This is a genomic window from Zavarzinella sp. (assembly GCA_041399155.1).
Lineage (GTDB): Bacteria > Planctomycetota > Planctomycetia > Gemmatales > Gemmataceae > JAWKTI01.
Genome location: JAWKTI010000001.1, coordinates 363,155 through 381,005 on the forward strand (window position 1 = coordinate 363,155; position 17,851 = coordinate 381,005).

Here is a 17,851-nt window from a genome sequence, read left to right on the forward strand (position 1 = left end):
TGCGACAAAATTGTAATGAAGTTCTAATGTTGATTACATGACCGCCGAAATCGCTATTCAAATTCGAAATTTGCAGGTCCGCTATGGAGACTTCCAGGCGGTGGCGGGTCTTGATCTGGATATTTATCAGGGCGAACTTTTTGGCTTGCTGGGACCGAACGGTGCGGGCAAAAGTACCACCGTGCGGGTGCTGATTGGCCAGCGGCTTCCCGACGGTGGCAGCGTGCAAGTCCTTGGCCGCAATGTAGTTACGGAATGGCATTACGTGAAACCTCTGTTCGGTTATGTGCCCGATCGGGATAACCACTTCGATGAATTCACCGGTCGGCGTAACCTGCAGATTTTTGCCGATTTGTACAATGTGCCGCGTTCGCGGGTGAATGAATGTCTGGCAGAAGTGTTTCTGCTTGAAGCGGCCGATATTCCCGTGCGTGGTTATTCCATGGGGATGAAGAAAAAACTGCTGCTTGCCAGGGCACTTCTCCACGATCCTGCAGTGATGTATCTGGATGAGCCCACTGCGAATCTTGATATTGGTTCGGCAGAAGTGGTGCACCAGATTCTGCAAAAACGTGTGCAGGCGGGCAAAACTGTGCTGCTGACCACCCATAATATGCCAGAAGTGGAAGCGATCTGCACCCGCGTTGGAATTATGGCCCATGGTCAATTGATTGCTTTGGATTCCCCAATCAAATTACGCCAGCAGCACACAGAACGCCGGTGCGACGTCATTTTGAATGATGGTACGAGACGCGTTTTTGACATGGATCTGCCCCTGCACCGCGAAGAACTGGCGAAGTTCATGCAGATGGGGCTGATCGAAAGCGTCCACACACGTGAATTTGACTTTCATTCGACCTTCTTAAAACTAACGGGAACGGAGTTTATTTAGTGATCCGCTTCCGCATTCTGAAAGCGTTGTTTTTGAAAGAGGCCCTTCGCCACACCACCAACCGTGGTGGTTTGGTGCTGGCTGGACTGCTGATTGCCGCATCGCTGATTCTTGCGGTGCTGAACCCAGCGGAAAAAGACCAGCCATCCAACTTGATTGCGGGCATTCACCACTGCTACATTTACTACGATACTTCCGATGAGTGGGTGGAACATTTGATCAATCATGTCCCACCTGGATTGAAAAACCATCTTTTTTTCAAGCAGATTCCGGATGATATCCCACCGGATGAGAAGATCCGCTACGTAAACGGTACCGGTGGGATCGAATTGCGAACTCTCCCTCCAGAGGGCAAATTCAGGAAAAAACGGATCTGGTTGCGTTTTCCCGATGGAGAACGCGCTGGCATGGCCGTATATGAACAATGGTTCTGGCGCGAATCATATCGTTTTTTATCCCAACAGATGCTCAATGAGCAGGCCAATAACACTCTGATGAAAAGGGAAGTGGTGCGGCCTGCCCACACCGATGACCAGCTTTGGGCCCAACGCGAAGCTTTTAATCAATTGTTCGCACAATATTATGATCGTGCGATTGATAACAACCTGCCCGTGGTGCCAAAACTGGATTTGCAGGAATCCGCCATTTCCAATGGTTCCCTTGATTTTCGGGCTGCAATTGCCACCGCACTGGTAATGTTCAGCCTCTTTTTCACGTGCGTCTATCTGATGCCTTCATTTACATGTGAAGAGCGTGAAAAAGGGATGCTTCTGGCCCAGGCGCTGTCACCCGCGACCACGTTCGAAATTCTGCTGGCAAAATTCCTGTTTTACCCCGCCTTCGGGGTCATTCTGGCAACTCTGCTGGCAGGGATACATAATTCTAACGTTCTAAAGAGTGTCTTTTTCTGGCTCACCCTGCTTACCTTGTCTGTAGGGACCTTGGGCATCGGCATTACCATTTCCAGCCTGGCCCGCACCCAACGATCGGCAAGCCTGGCTGCGCTTTGTTACATGCTGGCGATTGCACTGGTGATGTTGCTCTGCCAGCAGAATAACATCGAGTATATCCCACAACTGGCAATTGAATACCACGCACCCCACCTGTTACATGCGATTCTGACCGACCAATTACGCTCCCACCACTGGTTGAATCTGACCGCGGCAATTATCCTATCGGTTTCATGGGTGATTCTGGCTGCAGTGCTGTTCCGCCGCCGCGGCTGGCAGTAATGCAGCTTGGATTGACAATTTACAGTCTGCTTTCCTTGCATTCACGCACCATTTTCAGGCATCCCGTGCTCTAATTCTGTACTTTATCAGTTACAGGATGCAATCGAGAATTAACCATGATTGGTAGGACAATGAATTCGGGAGCGTTTCTGGAGCGTGTGGCTCAGGAACTGCTCCGAGTGGATCCGCAGCAAATTAATCACCTGGCGGACCTGATCTGGAACTGTTACCAGCAGAAAAAGTTCGTTTTTGTCATTGGTAACGGTGGCAGTGGCAGCAATGCTTCTCATTTTTGCGAAGATATGGGCAAAGGCACCATCGATCGCACGTTATACGAGCGGGATGATGTTCAGCGGCTGAAAATCCTTTCGCTGACCGATAACACCCCCTATATTCTGGCGTGGGCAAACGATGAGGGCTTCGATTGTATATTCAAACAACAATTGAAGAATCTGGCCAGTCCCGGGGATCTGCTGATCGCCATTTCCGGTTCCGGAAACAGCCCCAATATTCTGCAGGCAGTGGAGTGGGGCAACGCCAATGGGTTGACTACGTTCGGATGCACCGGTTTTAGTGGGGGCAAATTACGTCAACTGGCCCACGGCAATTTTCATGTGCCATTAGACGACATGGGCATTGTCGAATCGATACATCTGACAGCCTTCCACTGGATTGTCGACGATCTGTACCGGCGCATCTCATTGTGACGATAAATCACCTGCACGAGAAACTGGTGCGGTTGTAACGATTGTATGATTGTCAAGCACACTACCACATCTGACGGCAAGCAATTCAACGAACCTGGAAAAAATCGCTCGGCAAACAACGCAAACTGCCTAGTTTGAAGTAAGTTACTTCAAGGCACATGATTCCATGAAGTGGCTCAATTGCAGGAGTTTCAAACATGCTCGTACTCAGCCGGAAACTAGGCGAAAAGATTTACATCGGTGATAATATCTGTATTACGGTTGTGGATATCGATCGTGGCAAAATCCGCCTTGGGATTGAAGCACCACGTGATGTGGCGATTTACCGTCAGGAGTTGTTGCCACCAGATCAACAGCAGAGGATTGCCGAAGGACTTCCTTTAGGCAACACTGCCGAAGCGTGATTGATTGTAACTGTTGAGTCAAGTGCCAAGCTGTTTCGAAGTGAAACAGATCTCTCCCGAATGCAACGTGGCACTGCAATCACGGACTGCGTTCGGAAGTTCTGAATATCCTTCACCACTTTACCTGGAAAATCAACTTAATCCAGTTATCAACTGTCACTGGCCAAATATACTCCATTTGGCAATCTTTTTGTTCACATCGTAGTTCCAATACGGTACACTCCCCAGTGGGTACTGGGAGCTAACTCATGAATTTTTGGCGGTTCGTACTGATTTTGGTTGCCTTCACCCCACTGTGGGTGCAGGCACAGCCACAAAAAGTGGGCAAATATAACATACTGTTTATCATTTCAGACGACTTAACTTCCACAGCACTAGGATGTTACGGCAATCGGGTTTGCAAAACCCCCAATATTGACCGGCTAGCCGAACGTGGGACGTTATTTCAGCGTGCCTACTGCCAGTTTCCCGTCTGCGGGCCATCGCGAGCATCGTTGATGAACGGTTATTACCCCCACGCCACGCAGGTTTTTGGCTATGTCAGTGGGCGTGCCGCCATTGGTGACCGCACCACTTGGGCGCAGCACTTCAAAGAGGCTGGCTACCACACCACGCGAGTCAGCAAAATCTTTCATATGGGTGTCCCAGGTGACATTGAAAAGGGCAGTGATGGCACCGATGACCCGATTTCCTGGAATGAACGCTACAACAGCCCTGGCCCTGAATGGAAAGCAAAAGGGAAAGGCGAAACCCTGGAAAATAATCCCGATGGCAAAAAGCCTGCAGTCGGTGGCAATACCTTTGTCGTGGTGGCTGCCGAAGGCGATGATCTGGTGCATTCCGATGGCAAAACTGCTCAAAAAGCCGCAGAACTGCTGAAAAAGCAACCGAAAGACCGGCGATTCTTTCTGGCGGTCGGCTTTGTCCGCCCCCACGTGCCTTTTGTGGCACCAGCACCCTACTTCGCACCATATCCTCATGAACAAATGAAATTGCCGCTCAAAGTAGCTGGCGACTGGGACGACATCCCACCGGCGGGGATCAACTACAAAACTTCCACCAACATGAAAATGGATATCCCAAAGCAGAAAAAAGCGGTCGGGGGCTATTATGCAGCCGTCAGTTATATGGACGCGATGGTGGGGCAGGTTCTGGCAGCACTGAAGGAAGCAAAACTGGAAGATAACACAATTGTGATATTTACCAGCGACCATGGTTACCACCTGGGGGAACATGATTTCTGGGCGAAGGTCAGCGTTCATGAAGAATCGGCCAAGGTGCCACTGATCGTGGCAATTCCCGGCCAAAAACCTGCCGTCTGCAATTCTTTTGTGGAACTACTCGATCTGTTCCCCACCACATCGGAATTGTGTGGTTTGCCCGTGCCGAACCGCCTTCAAGGGAAAAGTCTGGCCAAAATGATCGTCGATCCCACCCATCAGGTGCGGGATGAAATCTTCTGCGTGAACGGGAAAGGCCTGTTAATTCGCACCGACCGCTGGGCCTACATCCAGTATGGTGAAGACAGGAAAGGCGGGATGGAACTGTTTGACATGCACACAGATCCCGGGCAGTACACCAATCTGGCGCACAGTGCTGATCACCAGAAGACTCTGCAGGACATGCAGGATCGTTTGAAGAAGAAACTGCAGAGTGTTCGCGAGAATGATTTGCCCCCACCGAAGAAGAAAAAGTAAATAACGCTTATGAGCAAAAACTAATGAGAAAATCATGAGTTCAGGTCTGCTGGTTGTTTAATCACCGGAGCAGCCAATAAAAGCATACTCACTGGGATGCTCGTCGCAGAATACAACCATGTATCGTGCGTGCCATCTCTCGAGCAATTCAGCAATTTCTGTCCATTGCAATTCGACCTGATCGTGGGTTGGTTTTGTTGTTCCGAACACTCGCCGGACCTGTGCTATTGTTAAAGGGACTGCAAGCCCGAATCCTGGCTGTGAAGATGTGTGCTCAATGTCAAGGATCGAGTGCGTTCCGGATTCAGCCGCACGTTCAAGCAACTCGTCGATTGAGCGAGGCCGGTCACCATCAGTTGCTGGTGGCACAGCACCGAACTGGCCAGCTAATTGTCCAAAGGCCCGCAATCGTTCCACAAGTGCACGTTCTTTCCTACTTAAGCCGTGGGTGTTTCCGGTCCGAATCGCTTGCTGGAGCCTGACCGCACTATCGATCTCAGCTTGCACTTCAGGCGAATTCGGATCTTGTCCGAATCGGTGGGCATTCTGACGCAGAGTTTCGTCAATTGAATCAGTCGGATCGATATATTCACCCCGCGCAAATACTTCTGTTCGAAGTGCCTGAAGTGCTGTCTCAGGATCATTGTGATACCCTGTGTAGTATCGCCAACTTGAGGCACCCATTCTGACACACTCCACCCAGCAAAAATTCAGTTCTTTTCCTTCCGTTGCATTGTACCCGATTGTACCAGACGTGGGGCAAAAGACTGAACAGGTAGCTGTTTCGTCCCTGATTTGGTTCCTTTCTGGGCAGAAACGATCTCAAACAGCAATTCTTTGTCTCTCAGTTCATAACGTGCGGTTAAGAGCGAGCCGTTCACTTCGAACTGACTGTAGATCACATTGCCAGTCAAGTCGACATCCAGAACAATCCCATTCTGTTCATCAATCTGTAACTGCCCCTGTGGGGTGCGAATCAGCACGTAGGGACGGACCGAATTTTTATCACCTTCACCATACTTTAAGGTCCAGGTGAGCTGATTTTTCTCCGGGACCGGTGCAATGTTCAGTCCCAACGCCACCCGTTGAGGTGGGGTATCCGGACGACCATAAACGAGCATACTTCCCTGCCAGTTGCCGTGCCAACCGACTGGCAGCAACTCTTTTTCTGCACCATGGGCAAGCGCACCTGCCAATAAACAGACAATAACTAACCGTATCATTGTGGGAATCGCCCTGAAAATGAATGAAATTTAATTCATGATGATTTGGTTAAAAAGACTACTTCGCCGCCCACATCGGTCAAGCGTTCATCACGCCCACTGTGGCGATACGTCAGTTTTTCGTGGTCCATGCCCAGTAAATACAGAATTGTGGCGTGAAAATCATTCACCGAAACTCGTCCTTTGACCGCTTTCATGCCAAAATCATCGGTGGCACCGTGCGTCATTCCACCACGCACTCCCCCACCTGCCAGCCACATGGTAAAGCCATACGGATTGTGGTCTCGCCCACGACTACCCTGCGAAAAGGGGGTGCGGCCAAATTCACTACACCAGACGACCAGAGTTTCATCCAGCATGTCCCGTTGCTTCAAATCCTTCAGCAGTGCGGCAATGGGCTGATCCACACGCCGACACATCGCTTCGTGGTTGCCATTGATATCATCGTGGGCATCCCATTGAGTTACCAGCGGGCCACCTCCACTGTAGACCTGCACAAAACGCACCCCACGTTCTACCAACCGGCGGGCCAGCAACAGCCTAGTACCAAAATCCGCAGTTGCTTTATCACCTGTCCCATATGCTGCGTGAGTGGCCTTGGTTTCTTTCGTTAAATCAACCGCTTCCGGTGCGTGCTGCTGCATGCGAAATGCCAGTTCGTAACTGGCCATGCGGGCCTGCAGGTCGCTTTCACCTGCAACGAGGTGTCGCTGATTCAACTGCTGGATCAGCGACAGGGTATTTTTCTGCTGCTCATTACTGGTGCCTTTGGGATTCGCCAGATTGAGGATTGGTGAGGCACCCGCACGAAACATCGTGCCTTGATAGACCGCTGGCAGGTAGGCAGAACCCCAGCAGGGAGCCCCACCTTCAGGCACACCTTCCGGCTGGGTCATCACGCAGTACGCGGGTAGATTTTCCGACACGCTACCCAGACCGTATGTTACCCACGAACCAATTGAAGGATGCCCCATTAGTGTGCGGCCCGTGTGCAGTTCATACATGGCGGGTGCATGTACCGCAGAATTACCCCAGCAACCGTGCAAAAAGGCAATATCATCCACGCACGTCGACAGGTGGGGCACTAAATCAGACATCCATTTACCCGACTGTCCAAATTGTTTGAATTTTCTGGTGCTGGGCAGAATTGCAGAATCGCCCTTGGTAAACTGGCTGGGAAACTTGCCAAGATCAGCCGGAAGTGGTTTCCCTGCATGCTTTTGCAGCAACGGCTTTGGTTCGAACAGATCCAGCGGACTGGGGCCACCCACCATAAACATGAAGATGACCGATTTCGCTCTGGCCTGAAAGTGGGGCGGCTTCGCAGCTAACGGATTCCCCACTTGTTTGTGAGTATCAGCCTGTAACTCTTTGGATAGTAAGTAGTTAAGAGCAATTGCCCCTAACCCGCCACCTGCGGTGGCAAGAAAGTTTCTGCGGTGCTGATGAAAATTGTCCATGCCACCATCATAACGCACCGATGGGGAGTTGTTCAAGCAATAGTCCGTCTGGAAAAGGGCGAAATATAACGTGCCAGTTATCGACGAACAGCAACTGATTCTTTGATGTAGCCCCACGCGAAGCCAAAGTGGATGCTGAGAAAGACCAGAATCACCCGCCAGAATGAAATCCCACCAGTGGTATTGCTCAGTGAGGTGCGGATCGATTCGCCAAGAATAACAATCATGTAGCACGCCACGGAAGCGGCAAACACCAGCAATCCAGTTTGGCTCAGCACTGCGGCAACTGCTGTTCCTGCCAGCCAGAGCACCAGAAATGGCGGTACCAGACTTGGCAACGTAATGGAACTGGGGTCTTTTTTCCCCAGGCGGGCTCGGCCCTGTCCGTATCGCATCATTTGGTATATCAATCCTTTGGGCGTGGCACGAGGTTTGTAATCAAGGGCTATTTCCGGAGTGAAATAGCAGGTTAAACCGGCTTTGCGTGCCCGCACATTAAAATCCACGTCTTCGCAGGCATCGAAGCGTTCGTCGAAAAAACCAATCTTTTCAAATACTGATTTGTGGTACGCTACCGCGACATTATCAGCGGCAACAAATTGTTCTTTGCTGGAATAAATGGCAGAATCGGGGTTATGCCCCAGCCACGACTGCCGTGCCACTGAAACCGCTTTCTGAAACGATGTGGGGTGGGCAGTTTCTAATGGTTGTGGCCGACCCAGACAATCAGCACCCGAACGATCAAACGCCTGGATGACATTTTGAAGGTATGAGGGGTTTTTCACCGCACAGTGGCCATCAACAATGAGAAGATACTCACCTTTGGCATGGCGGACACCAATATTGCGGGCAGAACTGGAATAGCGCTTGGGATTGTGCAATATTTGCAGGCAGGCAAAGTGCTGCTGAAACTCCGCGGCAATTTTCAGTGTTTGGTCAGTAGACCCACCATCAATCAGTAATACTTCGTATTCCGAAACAGGTAATGTCTGATTCGCCAACCCTGCAAGCGTTTCGTTAAGGTGTGCCTGTTCGTTGTAGACTGGCACGATGACGGTAATTCGTGGCATCCTTGCCTCGCATTCAGGGAAATAATCTACAGTCCCACCAGAATTGTTACGCTTCTGGCGTCGCAGCAGAGGTTTTTTTCCAACCAAGGGCATGAAAAACAGTTTTCACCAGTGTTCGCAGGTCGAACCAGCAATTCATCTGCTGAATATATTCGCGGTCCAATTGCAATTTTTTCCGCACATCACCCACATCCTGGTCGGGTGGCAGGTGGATCTGAGCATGACCGGTAATACCGGGTAATACGATATAGCGTTCGTAATAATCTGGCAGGTTTTCCACCAGTGTGGGGCCAATTTCGGGCCGTTCCGGACGTGGGCCAACCAGACTCATTTCCCCACGCACCACATTCCAGAGCTGGGGAAGTTCATCCAGGTGCGTCTTCCGCAGCCAATAGCCAATTCGGGTAATCCGTGGATCGCCGGGGACGCACCACTTGGGGCCGCTGAATTTTTCACATTCGTGATACATCGTGCGGAATTTGCGAATGGTGATCGGCATTCCAAACTGACCGATGCGACGCTGGCGATAGATCGCTGGTCCTTTACTGGAGAGTTTGACAATTGCTGCAATCAACACCATCATTGGGGCCAGACCAACCAGCAGGGCACTGCTGGCAACGAAATTGAGACCGCGTTGCCAACGCAAGGTGCGACGAAGCTGGTGTGGAGCCCGCAGGGGAAACCAACTGTCATCGCTTTTGCCATTTTCAGAATGGTCAATGACAACAATTTCCAGTTCCTGGGGGGGCACTTCCAATCGCCGTTTCCCATTCAACTGATTTCCCGGGAAACAGTCGATTTCTACTACGCGTAACACCTGTCTTGCCTCCATGCTGATTGCTCGAACCTGGTCAACCTCACCAACTTACGCACTGTGAAAGGACATCATTTGGTCAGTTGTTGCCCCAATTCGGTAGCTAAGGCCGTTACGAAGTTACGGTAACTTTCCGTTTCCGTCAAGGCCATCCCTTCTGTTACAGGTTGTACAATGTACAGCTTGTAGACAATCGGCGTGCGAAAGAATGTCAAGCGTGGGTAATCGGGAGCACGCCACTGTTTCCCATCATGCCAGGTCCAGAGCACCCGCACCGCTTCCCGGTTTGAGGCAGAAGTTTTCACAAAATCTGCCTGGTACATTTCAATTTTCGTGCCATCACTGCCAGGAAAACTTTTTTTGCCCACGCTTCCCTGCAGTTGATACCCGCTGCCGAGGTAGCACACATCGGGCGTGTGGGCCGCAACGACACCCGGTTTACCCGCAGTCAGCGAGGCAACCAGTTGACCTTTCGCAGCAGGGTGCGAAAAAGCCCGAGATTCCGTATTCGTATCGGCGGGCAAATCCTGGGGATTCAATTCAATCATTTTTCCCGGTACCCACCCCGCCAGGGGCTGATCCAATTGTGCCAATGGTGCCCGTAATTCGGATTCTTTCGTGGTGCCAGACCAGCGATTGGTCCACATCCCGTGCAGAACCCCCGTGGTCAGTATCAGTGCAAAGGCGATCCCAATGGCTACTTTTTGAACTTTCATGATCTCTCCTACTGATAACATTCTTCACGTCGGGCACCCAGATAGACCATGCCCGCTGCTTCCGGGGCAATCCGCTGGATACTTTCAAAGGTTTTTTCCAGGGTGGGCAGTCGGCTTTCATGGCGCTGAACAGCCACCACCACGCCATCGGCGACTCGCCCAATCTGCAGGGTTTCTGCCACTGTCAGCAGGGAATGAGTGTGGATAATCACCACTTCAAACATCTGCTTAACCTGTTCAATTAATTGATACAACACATTGCTGGATAAGGATTTGCGCAGATTATCCGTCCAGACGCCTGCGGGCAGCAGGTGAATATGGTACGGCAACGCCTGCAGGCAATCGCCCAGGTAGGCCTGGCGGGTCAGCAATTCTGCAATACCTGGTTGCAGCGACGTTTCAAAGGTGTGGTGCATTTCTGGCGTACGCAGGTCGAAATCGATCAGCAGGGTGGATTGACCGGATCTGCCAAACGACAGGGCCAGTTCGCGGGCAAGAAAACTTCGGCCTTCATCTCCCACCGCACTGGTCACGACAATTGAACGACTGCCCGCTGTGCCAAATTGCTGCCAGATATTGGCACGGATTTTTTCCAGATTTTCCTCTGCAAGTGCCAGTTCCACCCCCTGATCTGCCTCATTCCCCTGCAGGTGGGGCAGCACGCCCAGTAACGGAATGTGCGAAAAGGTCTGCAAGTCAGCCAGTTGCATCACCCGTTTGCGGCGAGTTTCAAACAGCACCGCAAATAAGCCTATCAGCAGGAAACCTGCCAGCCCACCAGCGGCTGTGCCGATCAACTGCTTTTTGCGGTCTCGTTGCAGGGTTTGCGTAGCACGTTGAAACGATTGCACCCGCGTGGGGGCACTCAGTTCTAGACGCAGCAGGTTGGCCTTATCCATCAGCCCAGTCACAATTTCGGTGCGGATGTTCAGGTCCACTTTCCCAAAGTCACGTGGCTGGTTGGCATCAGGTGGCAGAATATCGGCCAGTTTTTTCTCATATTCTTTTAATTCTTTTTGCAACGTTTCTTTTCGGATCACCAGACCAGTTTCTTCCACGTCCAGTTGTTCCTGCTGTTCTTTCAACTGGTATTCCAGCACCTGCAACTGTGTTTTCTGGTATTCCACCAGTCGCTGCTTGCGAATGGTTTCCTTCTGGGCGGTCAGGGTTTGCAGGCGTTCTTTCAAGCCTTTCAACCCACTATTTTCCTTGTCAGGATTTAATTTGTGAAAATAATCTAATCTTGCCTGTGCTTCCGCCAATTGCTGGTTGATTCCCGCGATGCCGGGGTCGTTTTCCAGTTGAATCAACAGTGCCTGTGGCACGCTGGGAAGTTCTTCATTCAGATTTGCCAGCCGCATTTTCGACCGGCGACGTTCTTCAGCAATCTGTTTGATCCGAATGTCGACCACATCCAGCTTTTCTCGCAGGCGAACTACCTCGTTGGCTGCCACATTCGGCCCCACGCCAGGCAACGATTCTGCCACAGCATTGGGGTCTGCAGCCACCACCGCAGCCTGCTGGCGGGTTTTCAGTTCCTGTTGCATCCGGTTCATCGAATCTTCCAGTTGCTTCAGGCGGTACTGTTTCCGCTTTCGCTCCGCTTCAACCACTTCACGGAAATAGGCATCGTGGATCGAATTGACAATCATCACAATTGACTGGGCATCATCACCCATCAGTTTTGGCTTAATCAGTTCCGAGCCATCCTGAAATTCAACCAACAGTTCTTCTTCCAGAAAGCGGACAGGATCGGCCTGATTCCGCAACATCGGCAGTTGGGCAATTTCCGGATCGCGAATAGCAGCCTGCAGCACCAACGGACTTTTTAACATCCCCGCCTGAGTTTTCAGGTAACTGGAAAAATCATTGCGACCGTTGGGGTCTTCATTCCAGTAAATTCGTGGGTCTTCCGGCGATACCCGAATAATGGAGTAGGTGCTGTATTTGGCGGGAATCAGCATGTAGGCCAGTGCGGCAAAAATCCCACCAAAAATCGTGCCCAGAATGGCAATCAGCATCCAGTGGTAACGAACATACTGCACCGCTTTCATCCCACCACCTTCAGGAGGAGGTGGCTGTTCCGCAGGGGGTGGGGGCAGCGTGACAATCTGGTGCGGCTGGTTTGATTCCACCGGAATCGCATCCAGGACTGGCTCGGCAAAGCGAATCGCAGGTGTAGTTGCAGAGGTCATTGCTGGTTACTCGTAGGTGAATTCGTTTTCAGGAAGCGGAACGGCTCAGCAGAATCGATGGCCCACGGTGCAGGGGACGACGCTGTTCGTTCGTGTCACGCTGGATCGGTGTGGCTTTCACCGGTTTTTCCACGAGCAGGTGCTTCAGCACCCACAGTTCCAGCAGGAGAAAGGCCAGCCCCACCGGCATCATCATCCAGCCATTGAAATCGTGCAGAAAATCCATGACTTTGGTCTTGCTGGCACTGTCTTTCAACCAGATGTGGCACAAACCAGTTGCAGTAATTCGCAGAATGTTAACCAACAATGCAATTGGCACACAACTGAGCAGAATCAGCAATTTATGAACCCAATGGCGTTCCAGAACCAGCACCGCAGCCACGCAGAAGGCGGCAAAAGTCACCATCATCCTCAGCCCACTACATGCTTCGACTACGCCCAGTCGGACTTCGCCAATCAGAATCAGATTGCCATCGCGGATGGCGGGTTGCCCGAAGCACTGCAATAGTAAAGTGGTGCAGATCGTACCGATATTTTGTAGTTCCGCACCCAGAATCCGTTCGGATTGATATGGCATCGGCACCATAAACAGCAAAAAGATCAGTGCGGGCCAACTTTGCCGGATGCCTGACTTGCCACGATAAATCATGATCAGTGCCAGCACGCTCAACAGGATGCTTAACGCGTTCAGTGTCAGAAAACTGATGGCGGTTGCCAGCAGGTGCATCGATAACGCCCCCACCAGCAGGGTGCCACCCACGATCGGCCACGGTTTCACAGCAGCGGTGGCGTCGATGGGTCGACGCATCCACAGAAATAATGCGAAAAAAGGAACCAGAATGCCGTGCGAATACTGTGGGTCGTTCAGATATTTGTTTAATAGTTGTGTTAACGCAGGGAAGTAGGTCCAGACAAGTGCAATGACGAGCAGCCAGGCAGAAGCCGGGATGCGTTTTAAGTGATTCATGGTGTCCCTCCCTGGTGCCAGACCATTCATTGGCCTCGATTCGAAGACAGATTGTCAGCCCACCTTCGAACGTGGGGTATGTTAAACGGTTCCCACGTTGTTGGTCAATACTGTTTTTGAAATTTTTTCAAAATGGGCTTCGAGAAGTGCCACCCAATGTTGTGTGCCAATGGCATTAATGGGATTTTTTAATGATCTGCTTGTTGCACCGGGTTTGGTAGAGTAGCAGATGTCGTAATACTTAGTATTACGTTGTCGGTGTCATACTGTTGGAAATTGACTATCGTGAGAGCTTGACAGGATAAGATTTGGGCTCTTTGCTGATTTCCAGTTCCAGATCACTGGTCACCAGTGCGTGGTATTTTTTGGGAATCGGGCGGTTTTTCAATTGTTTGGCTTGTTCTAACGCTTGTTGCTGAACTGTATCCCCATCCTGGCCTCGACCCGCATCACCCTCAGGTGGGGGATCGTTGACAGTAATCTTGACCTTGCCGGGAATTACCCCCACTTTGGCACCCGTTTTTACTTTCACTTTGCCACTTTCGTCGGTAATGCCGGTAGCAACCATGTTACCCGTTACGTTATCGCCTATCGGTGTGACCGTGATTTCTGCATTTGGCAGTGGTTGATCATTCAGTGTGACAATGAGCTCCACTTCCACCACGTCGCTGGTTGACGGAGAATCATCGCAGCCAGTCTGCAGCACAAAAATGCCCAGAATGAATGCTTTTATCAAGTAAATATTTCGCATCTGCTTCCTGTTTGTTAGTTGAAATTAACGCTTCAGATCAATGGGGTAGTCCGACTGATCTTTGGTTACTGTCACGCTCAGTGGGGATTGGGCTAACGATGCATATTGTGGTGGGATGGGCCGGTTAGTCAGCTTCGCCGTAAATTGTGAAGCCAGAATTTGTGCCTTGGCCGATTGCCCGCGTGCTTCGTCTGGCAGTGGACCCTCGATCACAGTTACCTTGTTTTCACCCGCACAGGCACCCGCACCTTTGGGTATTTTCAGGGTAAATTTCCCCTGATCGTCCGTCACTGCTGTGGCGATGTAGTGTCCGCTTAACCCTTCCTGCATCGGCACAAAGCTGATTTCAGCGTGGGCCAACGGTTTTCCGTTCAAAGTTAACGTGCCTGTGACGGGAACAATTTCCGGTTCGCCAGTGTTGCAGCCTGAAAGCGCAATCACAAGGCATAATACGGGCCAGAAATAATATTTTTGCATGAGTTTGAAATACGCTTCAGTATGTGAATTAGGGGAGGGTAGCTACCTGGCCATCGCTGATGCGAGCCAGTAATTGCAGGTTTGCCAAAGAGGCAGTGCTGGTGGCGGCAATAAACCGAACCGAACCATCGCAGAATACGAAGTTAGCCCCACCGGTGTGGCCACTGCCAAACGAACTCAGGCGGTTATCTTGATAAGTAAAAGAGGGGCTGGGGCCGACACCTGCTGGCATTGTATAGTTGATAGGCTGCAGGGTGCCTGCCAGGCAGTCTTGTGGTGAGTTGTAATTTGACCAGGCCCAACCACGACGATTAGGCAGGTCGGCCCACTCATTGTCTTTACTATAACGCTCGCCTGCCAGAAATGTGTTACTGGTACCATCGGTAATGGTGGCAATCGAAGTTTTGCTGTTGATCTGGAACACGCCATCAAAGGTAGCAGTGGAAATGAACCATGATTTCACCCCACCGTTACCGAAATAGCTGTTGATACCGAAGTGGTATGTGGTGCCACCGGTGGTGTAAGTAATCACTTCCTGAGGGATAAAGTCGGAAGGACACATGTAAATCTTGATTTTCTGGGCACCAATCGAGTTCGGGCCGTCGGTGTTGCCATATTCCCGCACGTCAAAGTTGTAATTCTTCTGAATGTTATCCTGTTCCACGAATGGCAGAATCCAGGCCAACCAGGAACCAAACTTGTTAGGGAACGGTGGCTGACCAATCTTACCACTTGTTACCAGTGCATTGGTGGGAAAAACCATACCCGACGATGAACCGATTGGGATGTTCAATCCTGGAGGAAACATGCCGTTGGTGCCTTCATAGTTATGGCAGGCCAGGCCGATTTGTTTCAAATTGTTGCTGCACTTGGAACGGTTAGCTGCTTCCCGCACTTTTTGTACGGCTGGCAGCAATAAGCCGATCAGGATTGCGATAATGGCAATGACCACGAGCAACTCAATGAGAGTGAACCCGCGATGCTTACGAATGTTGGAATGCATGACTTTCCTAGCAAAAGTATTAAAGAACGCTTCTATGCTAGAAGTGGGTTGCTAGAAGAGTGTGATGATATTGTGAAAAAACAATGAAGGTGCAGAATTTTGTTGAAAAATTTGGTGGAGCAAGAATTTCTGGGAATGATAATTTTCCGTAACTGACCTCAATCGGTGTAGTTACGGAAAGTGGGCTTGAAATAGACTTGAACCACAGTTTTACGAATTTTATTACGTGATTGTGCAGGCTATCATCTGTTTCCTGTCACTGAGCCACTTGTTTTCGACTATCTGTGACAGTTTTTTACGACCAAAGTCGCCGTTCAAATCGTATAACCATGAGTAATTCATCGTTATTTTTGAGATATTTTCGCGATGCGGCCAACGAATCGACCAGATCAGGAACCTATACCAGAACCGATTCCCGAACCAATTCCGGATTCTGTGCATCAGCTCGCACCCACTGAGAAAGTGGGGGCTCAATCTCTTGCAAGTGCACTTGAACCGACAGGCCTGACACGTGTTCTGGGTGCGATGGCTGCACTTGCCGTGTTGATACTGGCATTTTTTCTCGGCTCGTTTGCCGTGAGAAATGCTGATTTCTGGCAGCACCTCGCCACTGGCCGACTGATTGCCGAAGGAAATTACGAGTTTGGCAAAGATCCTTTCAGTTTTGTCGATCCCGAACGCACGTGGGTGAACCATAGCTGGCTATACGATCTGATTATCTTTTATCTGTTTGATGATCCGAATGGAACGGTTCTAGTTATTCTGAAAGCACTTGGTGTGGCATTGATTGCCCTTTGCCTGCTGTACGCACGACCAAAAGGTTCCGAACTGCTGATGCCCAGCATGGTGGTGTTGCTGGCAATGTTGGCATCTGCGCCCCGTTTGAACCTTCAATCATCCCTGGTGGGCTACTTTTTGCTGACATTGTTGCTTGCCAGCTTTCTACGGCTGCAAGGTTCTGGCAAAAAATGGCTGATTCCCAGTCTGGCCGCAGGCATTTCAATGCTGTGGGCAAATATGGACCAGTGGTTCTTTCTGGCGCCAATTACAGTGGTATTGTACGCACTTGGCCAATATCTGCGGCCAGGTAATGACAGTCGTACAGAAGTCAAAACGTGGCTGATTGCTTTTGGTGCTTCGGTACTGGCATGTAACTTCAACCCCCACCATGTCATGGTGTGGAGTTTGCCCGCCGAAGCCTTTCGTTTCGACCTGATATCTGCCTTTGCCAGCGATGCTGAGCTGGGGCCGTTGTTTCGCAATATTGCCACCAGCGGTTCGGATACTTCGCGGGAAGGTGACAATCCGATGAATTACGTCCCACTTTTACTGCTCAATCTGTCCATCATTATTCTGGTGATGGTGCAGTTCGCCCTGAAAATGAATAAATTCTCACTAAGTTTGCTGTTTGTCTGGTTGTTCAGTATTGTGATTGTTTTGTTACATATTCGCGCAACTCCTTTTCTGGCAATAACTTCCGCTATTCTGTTGATGCACCTGACTCACCAGTTAGGGCAGCACCTAAAATCGAAAACAGTGGGCTCCCAAATTTGGACAACAGTGCAGATCAGCCATATGGTGTGCCACGCACTGTTTTTCCTGCTGAACATTGTGTTGATCGGCGTCAGCTACCCTGGCTGGTTGCACCCACTTGATTTTCGGCGTCGCTGGGCATGGGAAGTGGCACCGAACCCATCTTTTGTGGAGATTGCTAAAAAAATTCAGGCTCTGCGCGAAAATGGCACACTGCCAGCGAATGTGAACGGAATTATTTTACAGCCGGAATTGGCCTGCTATATGTCCTGGTTTGCCCCACTTGAAAAGACTTATTTTGATTTTCGATTCGGCTACCACCATCCGGAGGCGAAGGAGTTTGCCGATCTACGGAAAGCGTTATCGTTGAAACAACTCGCTGCAGCACAAGGGAAAGGGGTGCAATTCGATCTGCCGGCATTCATGAAAAAATACAATGCGGCTTATCTGGTAACTTCCCATAGCAGCAGTTTTACCAACGGGGTCATTCTGGAAACCCTTTGGATTTCGGTTGATTACAGTAAACCGGAACAAAACTGGGAACTATGGGAACTGGAAGGAAAAGCCGCACTGCTCGGCTGGAAGGGCCAGCAGGTAATTCCTGCCGCTGTGGCCGAAAAACTGCGTTTTCGTGCTTCACAGGTAGTTTTCAAAGAGGCATAATCACTGCCGATCCCAAATGTAGAAACCAAACTGATCCGTTCCTACGA

The 17,851-nt window shown here is 50.5% G+C and carries 17 protein-coding genes; 6 read left to right on the forward strand and 11 right to left on the reverse strand.

What is annotated here, in order from left to right; all coding sequences use genetic code 11:
• Window positions 1-37 precede the first annotated feature (37 nt).
• From R3B84_01590 to R3B84_01610, 5 genes are all read left to right on the forward strand, one after another.
• Entirely contained in the window at window positions 38-892 is an 855-nt protein-coding gene (locus R3B84_01590; protein MEZ6139239.1) for an ABC transporter ATP-binding protein, read from the forward strand.
• Window positions 892-2,124 (forward strand): ABC transporter permease, encoded by a 1,233-nt coding sequence (locus R3B84_01595; GenBank protein MEZ6139240.1) that lies wholly within the window; start codon window positions 892-894, stop codon window positions 2,122-2,124. Before R3B84_01590 ends, R3B84_01595 begins: the two co-directional genes overlap by 1 nt.
• Window positions 2,125-2,240: 116 nt before the next feature.
• Window positions 2,241-2,831, forward strand: a complete 591-nt coding sequence (locus R3B84_01600) for an SIS domain-containing protein (GenBank protein MEZ6139241.1) — start codon at window positions 2,241-2,243, stop codon at window positions 2,829-2,831.
• A 197-nt stretch (window positions 2,832-3,028) separates the two neighbouring features.
• Window positions 3,029-3,235 carry a carbon storage regulator gene (locus R3B84_01605; GenBank protein ID MEZ6139242.1) on the forward strand — a complete coding sequence of 69 codons (207 nt, stop codon included), beginning with the start codon at window positions 3,029-3,031 and terminating at the stop codon, window positions 3,233-3,235.
• A gap of 248 nt (window positions 3,236-3,483) precedes the next feature.
• Window positions 3,484-4,932 carry a sulfatase gene (locus R3B84_01610; GenBank protein ID MEZ6139243.1) on the forward strand — a complete coding sequence of 483 codons (1,449 nt, stop codon included), beginning with the start codon at window positions 3,484-3,486 and terminating at the stop codon, window positions 4,930-4,932.
• A gap of 57 nt (window positions 4,933-4,989) precedes the next feature.
• Here R3B84_01610 and R3B84_01615 read toward each other — a convergent pair whose 3' ends face one another.
• From R3B84_01615 to R3B84_01665, 11 genes are all read right to left on the reverse strand, one after another.
• The gene (locus R3B84_01615; protein ID MEZ6139244.1) at window positions 4,990-5,616 is read right to left on the reverse strand and encodes a hypothetical protein; all 627 of its coding nucleotides are present in this window, start codon (window positions 5,614-5,616) and stop codon (window positions 4,990-4,992) included.
• A gap of 26 nt (window positions 5,617-5,642) precedes the next feature.
• Window positions 5,643-6,155, reverse strand: coding sequence for a hypothetical protein (locus R3B84_01620; GenBank protein ID MEZ6139245.1), 513 nt, complete (start codon window positions 6,153-6,155; stop codon window positions 5,643-5,645).
• A gap of 35 nt (window positions 6,156-6,190) precedes the next feature.
• A complete protein-coding gene (locus R3B84_01625; GenBank protein MEZ6139246.1) occupies window positions 6,191-7,651 on the reverse strand; it encodes a DUF1501 domain-containing protein in 1,461 nt (486 codons plus the stop codon).
• Between the two features lie 41 nt (window positions 7,652-7,692).
• Window positions 7,693-8,685, reverse strand: a complete 993-nt coding sequence (locus tag R3B84_01630; protein MEZ6139247.1) for a glycosyltransferase family 2 protein — start codon at window positions 8,683-8,685, stop codon at window positions 7,693-7,695.
• 46 nt (window positions 8,686-8,731) lie between these two features.
• The gene (locus R3B84_01635) at window positions 8,732-9,502 is read right to left on the reverse strand and encodes a sugar transferase (GenBank protein ID MEZ6139248.1); all 771 of its coding nucleotides are present in this window, start codon (window positions 9,500-9,502) and stop codon (window positions 8,732-8,734) included.
• Between the two features lie 68 nt (window positions 9,503-9,570).
• A complete protein-coding gene (locus R3B84_01640; protein MEZ6139249.1) occupies window positions 9,571-10,215 on the reverse strand; it encodes a hypothetical protein in 645 nt (214 codons plus the stop codon).
• Between the two features lie 8 nt (window positions 10,216-10,223).
• Entirely contained in the window at window positions 10,224-12,410 is a 2,187-nt protein-coding gene (locus tag R3B84_01645; GenBank protein ID MEZ6139250.1) for a hypothetical protein, read from the reverse strand.
• A 28-nt stretch (window positions 12,411-12,438) separates the two neighbouring features.
• Window positions 12,439-13,377, reverse strand: coding sequence for an exosortase/archaeosortase family protein (locus tag R3B84_01650; protein ID MEZ6139251.1), 939 nt, complete (start codon window positions 13,375-13,377; stop codon window positions 12,439-12,441).
• Window positions 13,378-13,657: 280 nt separating this feature from the next.
• Window positions 13,658-14,128 carry a hypothetical protein gene (locus R3B84_01655; GenBank protein ID MEZ6139252.1) on the reverse strand — a complete coding sequence of 157 codons (471 nt, stop codon included), beginning with the start codon at window positions 14,126-14,128 and terminating at the stop codon, window positions 13,658-13,660.
• A gap of 24 nt (window positions 14,129-14,152) precedes the next feature.
• On the reverse strand, window positions 14,153-14,569 hold the full coding sequence (locus R3B84_01660) for a hypothetical protein (GenBank protein MEZ6139253.1): 417 nt from the start codon (window positions 14,567-14,569) through the stop codon (window positions 14,153-14,155).
• 64 nt (window positions 14,570-14,633) lie between these two features.
• Complete coding sequence (locus tag R3B84_01665) at window positions 14,634-15,608, reverse strand: DUF1559 domain-containing protein (GenBank protein MEZ6139254.1); 975 nt, start codon at window positions 15,606-15,608, stop codon at window positions 14,634-14,636.
• Between the two features lie 366 nt (window positions 15,609-15,974).
• Between R3B84_01665 and R3B84_01670 the strand changes: the two genes are divergently transcribed.
• Window positions 15,975-17,804 (forward strand): hypothetical protein, encoded by a 1,830-nt coding sequence (locus tag R3B84_01670; GenBank protein ID MEZ6139255.1) that lies wholly within the window; start codon window positions 15,975-15,977, stop codon window positions 17,802-17,804.
• Window positions 17,805-17,851 lie beyond the last annotated feature (47 nt).

What these genes read in the sequence shown, in the direction of transcription:
- R3B84_01615 (MEZ6139244.1), bottom strand. Translation starts at nt 5,616, where the DNA reads ATGGGTGCCTCAAGTTGGCGATACTACACAGGGTATCACAATGATCCT.
- R3B84_01605 (MEZ6139242.1), top strand. Translation starts at nt 3,029, where the DNA reads ATGCTCGTACTCAGCCGGAAACTAGGCGAAAAGATTTACATCGGTGAT.
- R3B84_01590 (MEZ6139239.1), top strand. Translation starts at nt 38, where the DNA reads ATGACCGCCGAAATCGCTATTCAAATTCGAAATTTGCAGGTCCGCTAT.
- R3B84_01665 (MEZ6139254.1), bottom strand. Translation starts at nt 15,608, where the DNA reads ATGCATTCCAACATTCGTAAGCATCGCGGGTTCACTCTCATTGAGTTG.
- R3B84_01610 (MEZ6139243.1), top strand. Translation starts at nt 3,484, where the DNA reads ATGAATTTTTGGCGGTTCGTACTGATTTTGGTTGCCTTCACCCCACTG.
- R3B84_01650 (MEZ6139251.1), bottom strand. Translation starts at nt 13,377, where the DNA reads ATGAATCACTTAAAACGCATCCCGGCTTCTGCCTGGCTGCTCGTCATT.
- R3B84_01600 (MEZ6139241.1), top strand. Translation starts at nt 2,241, where the DNA reads ATGATTGGTAGGACAATGAATTCGGGAGCGTTTCTGGAGCGTGTGGCT.
- R3B84_01640 (MEZ6139249.1), bottom strand. Translation starts at nt 10,215, where the DNA reads ATGAAAGTTCAAAAAGTAGCCATTGGGATCGCCTTTGCACTGATACTG.
- R3B84_01655 (MEZ6139252.1), bottom strand. Translation starts at nt 14,128, where the DNA reads ATGCGAAATATTTACTTGATAAAAGCATTCATTCTGGGCATTTTTGTG.
- R3B84_01670 (MEZ6139255.1), top strand. Translation starts at nt 15,975, where the DNA reads ATGCGGCCAACGAATCGACCAGATCAGGAACCTATACCAGAACCGATT.
- R3B84_01645 (MEZ6139250.1), bottom strand. Translation starts at nt 12,410, where the DNA reads ATGACCTCTGCAACTACACCTGCGATTCGCTTTGCCGAGCCAGTCCTG.
- R3B84_01630 (MEZ6139247.1), bottom strand. Translation starts at nt 8,685, where the DNA reads ATGCCACGAATTACCGTCATCGTGCCAGTCTACAACGAACAGGCACAC.
- R3B84_01620 (MEZ6139245.1), bottom strand. Translation starts at nt 6,155, where the DNA reads ATGATACGGTTAGTTATTGTCTGTTTATTGGCAGGTGCGCTTGCCCAT.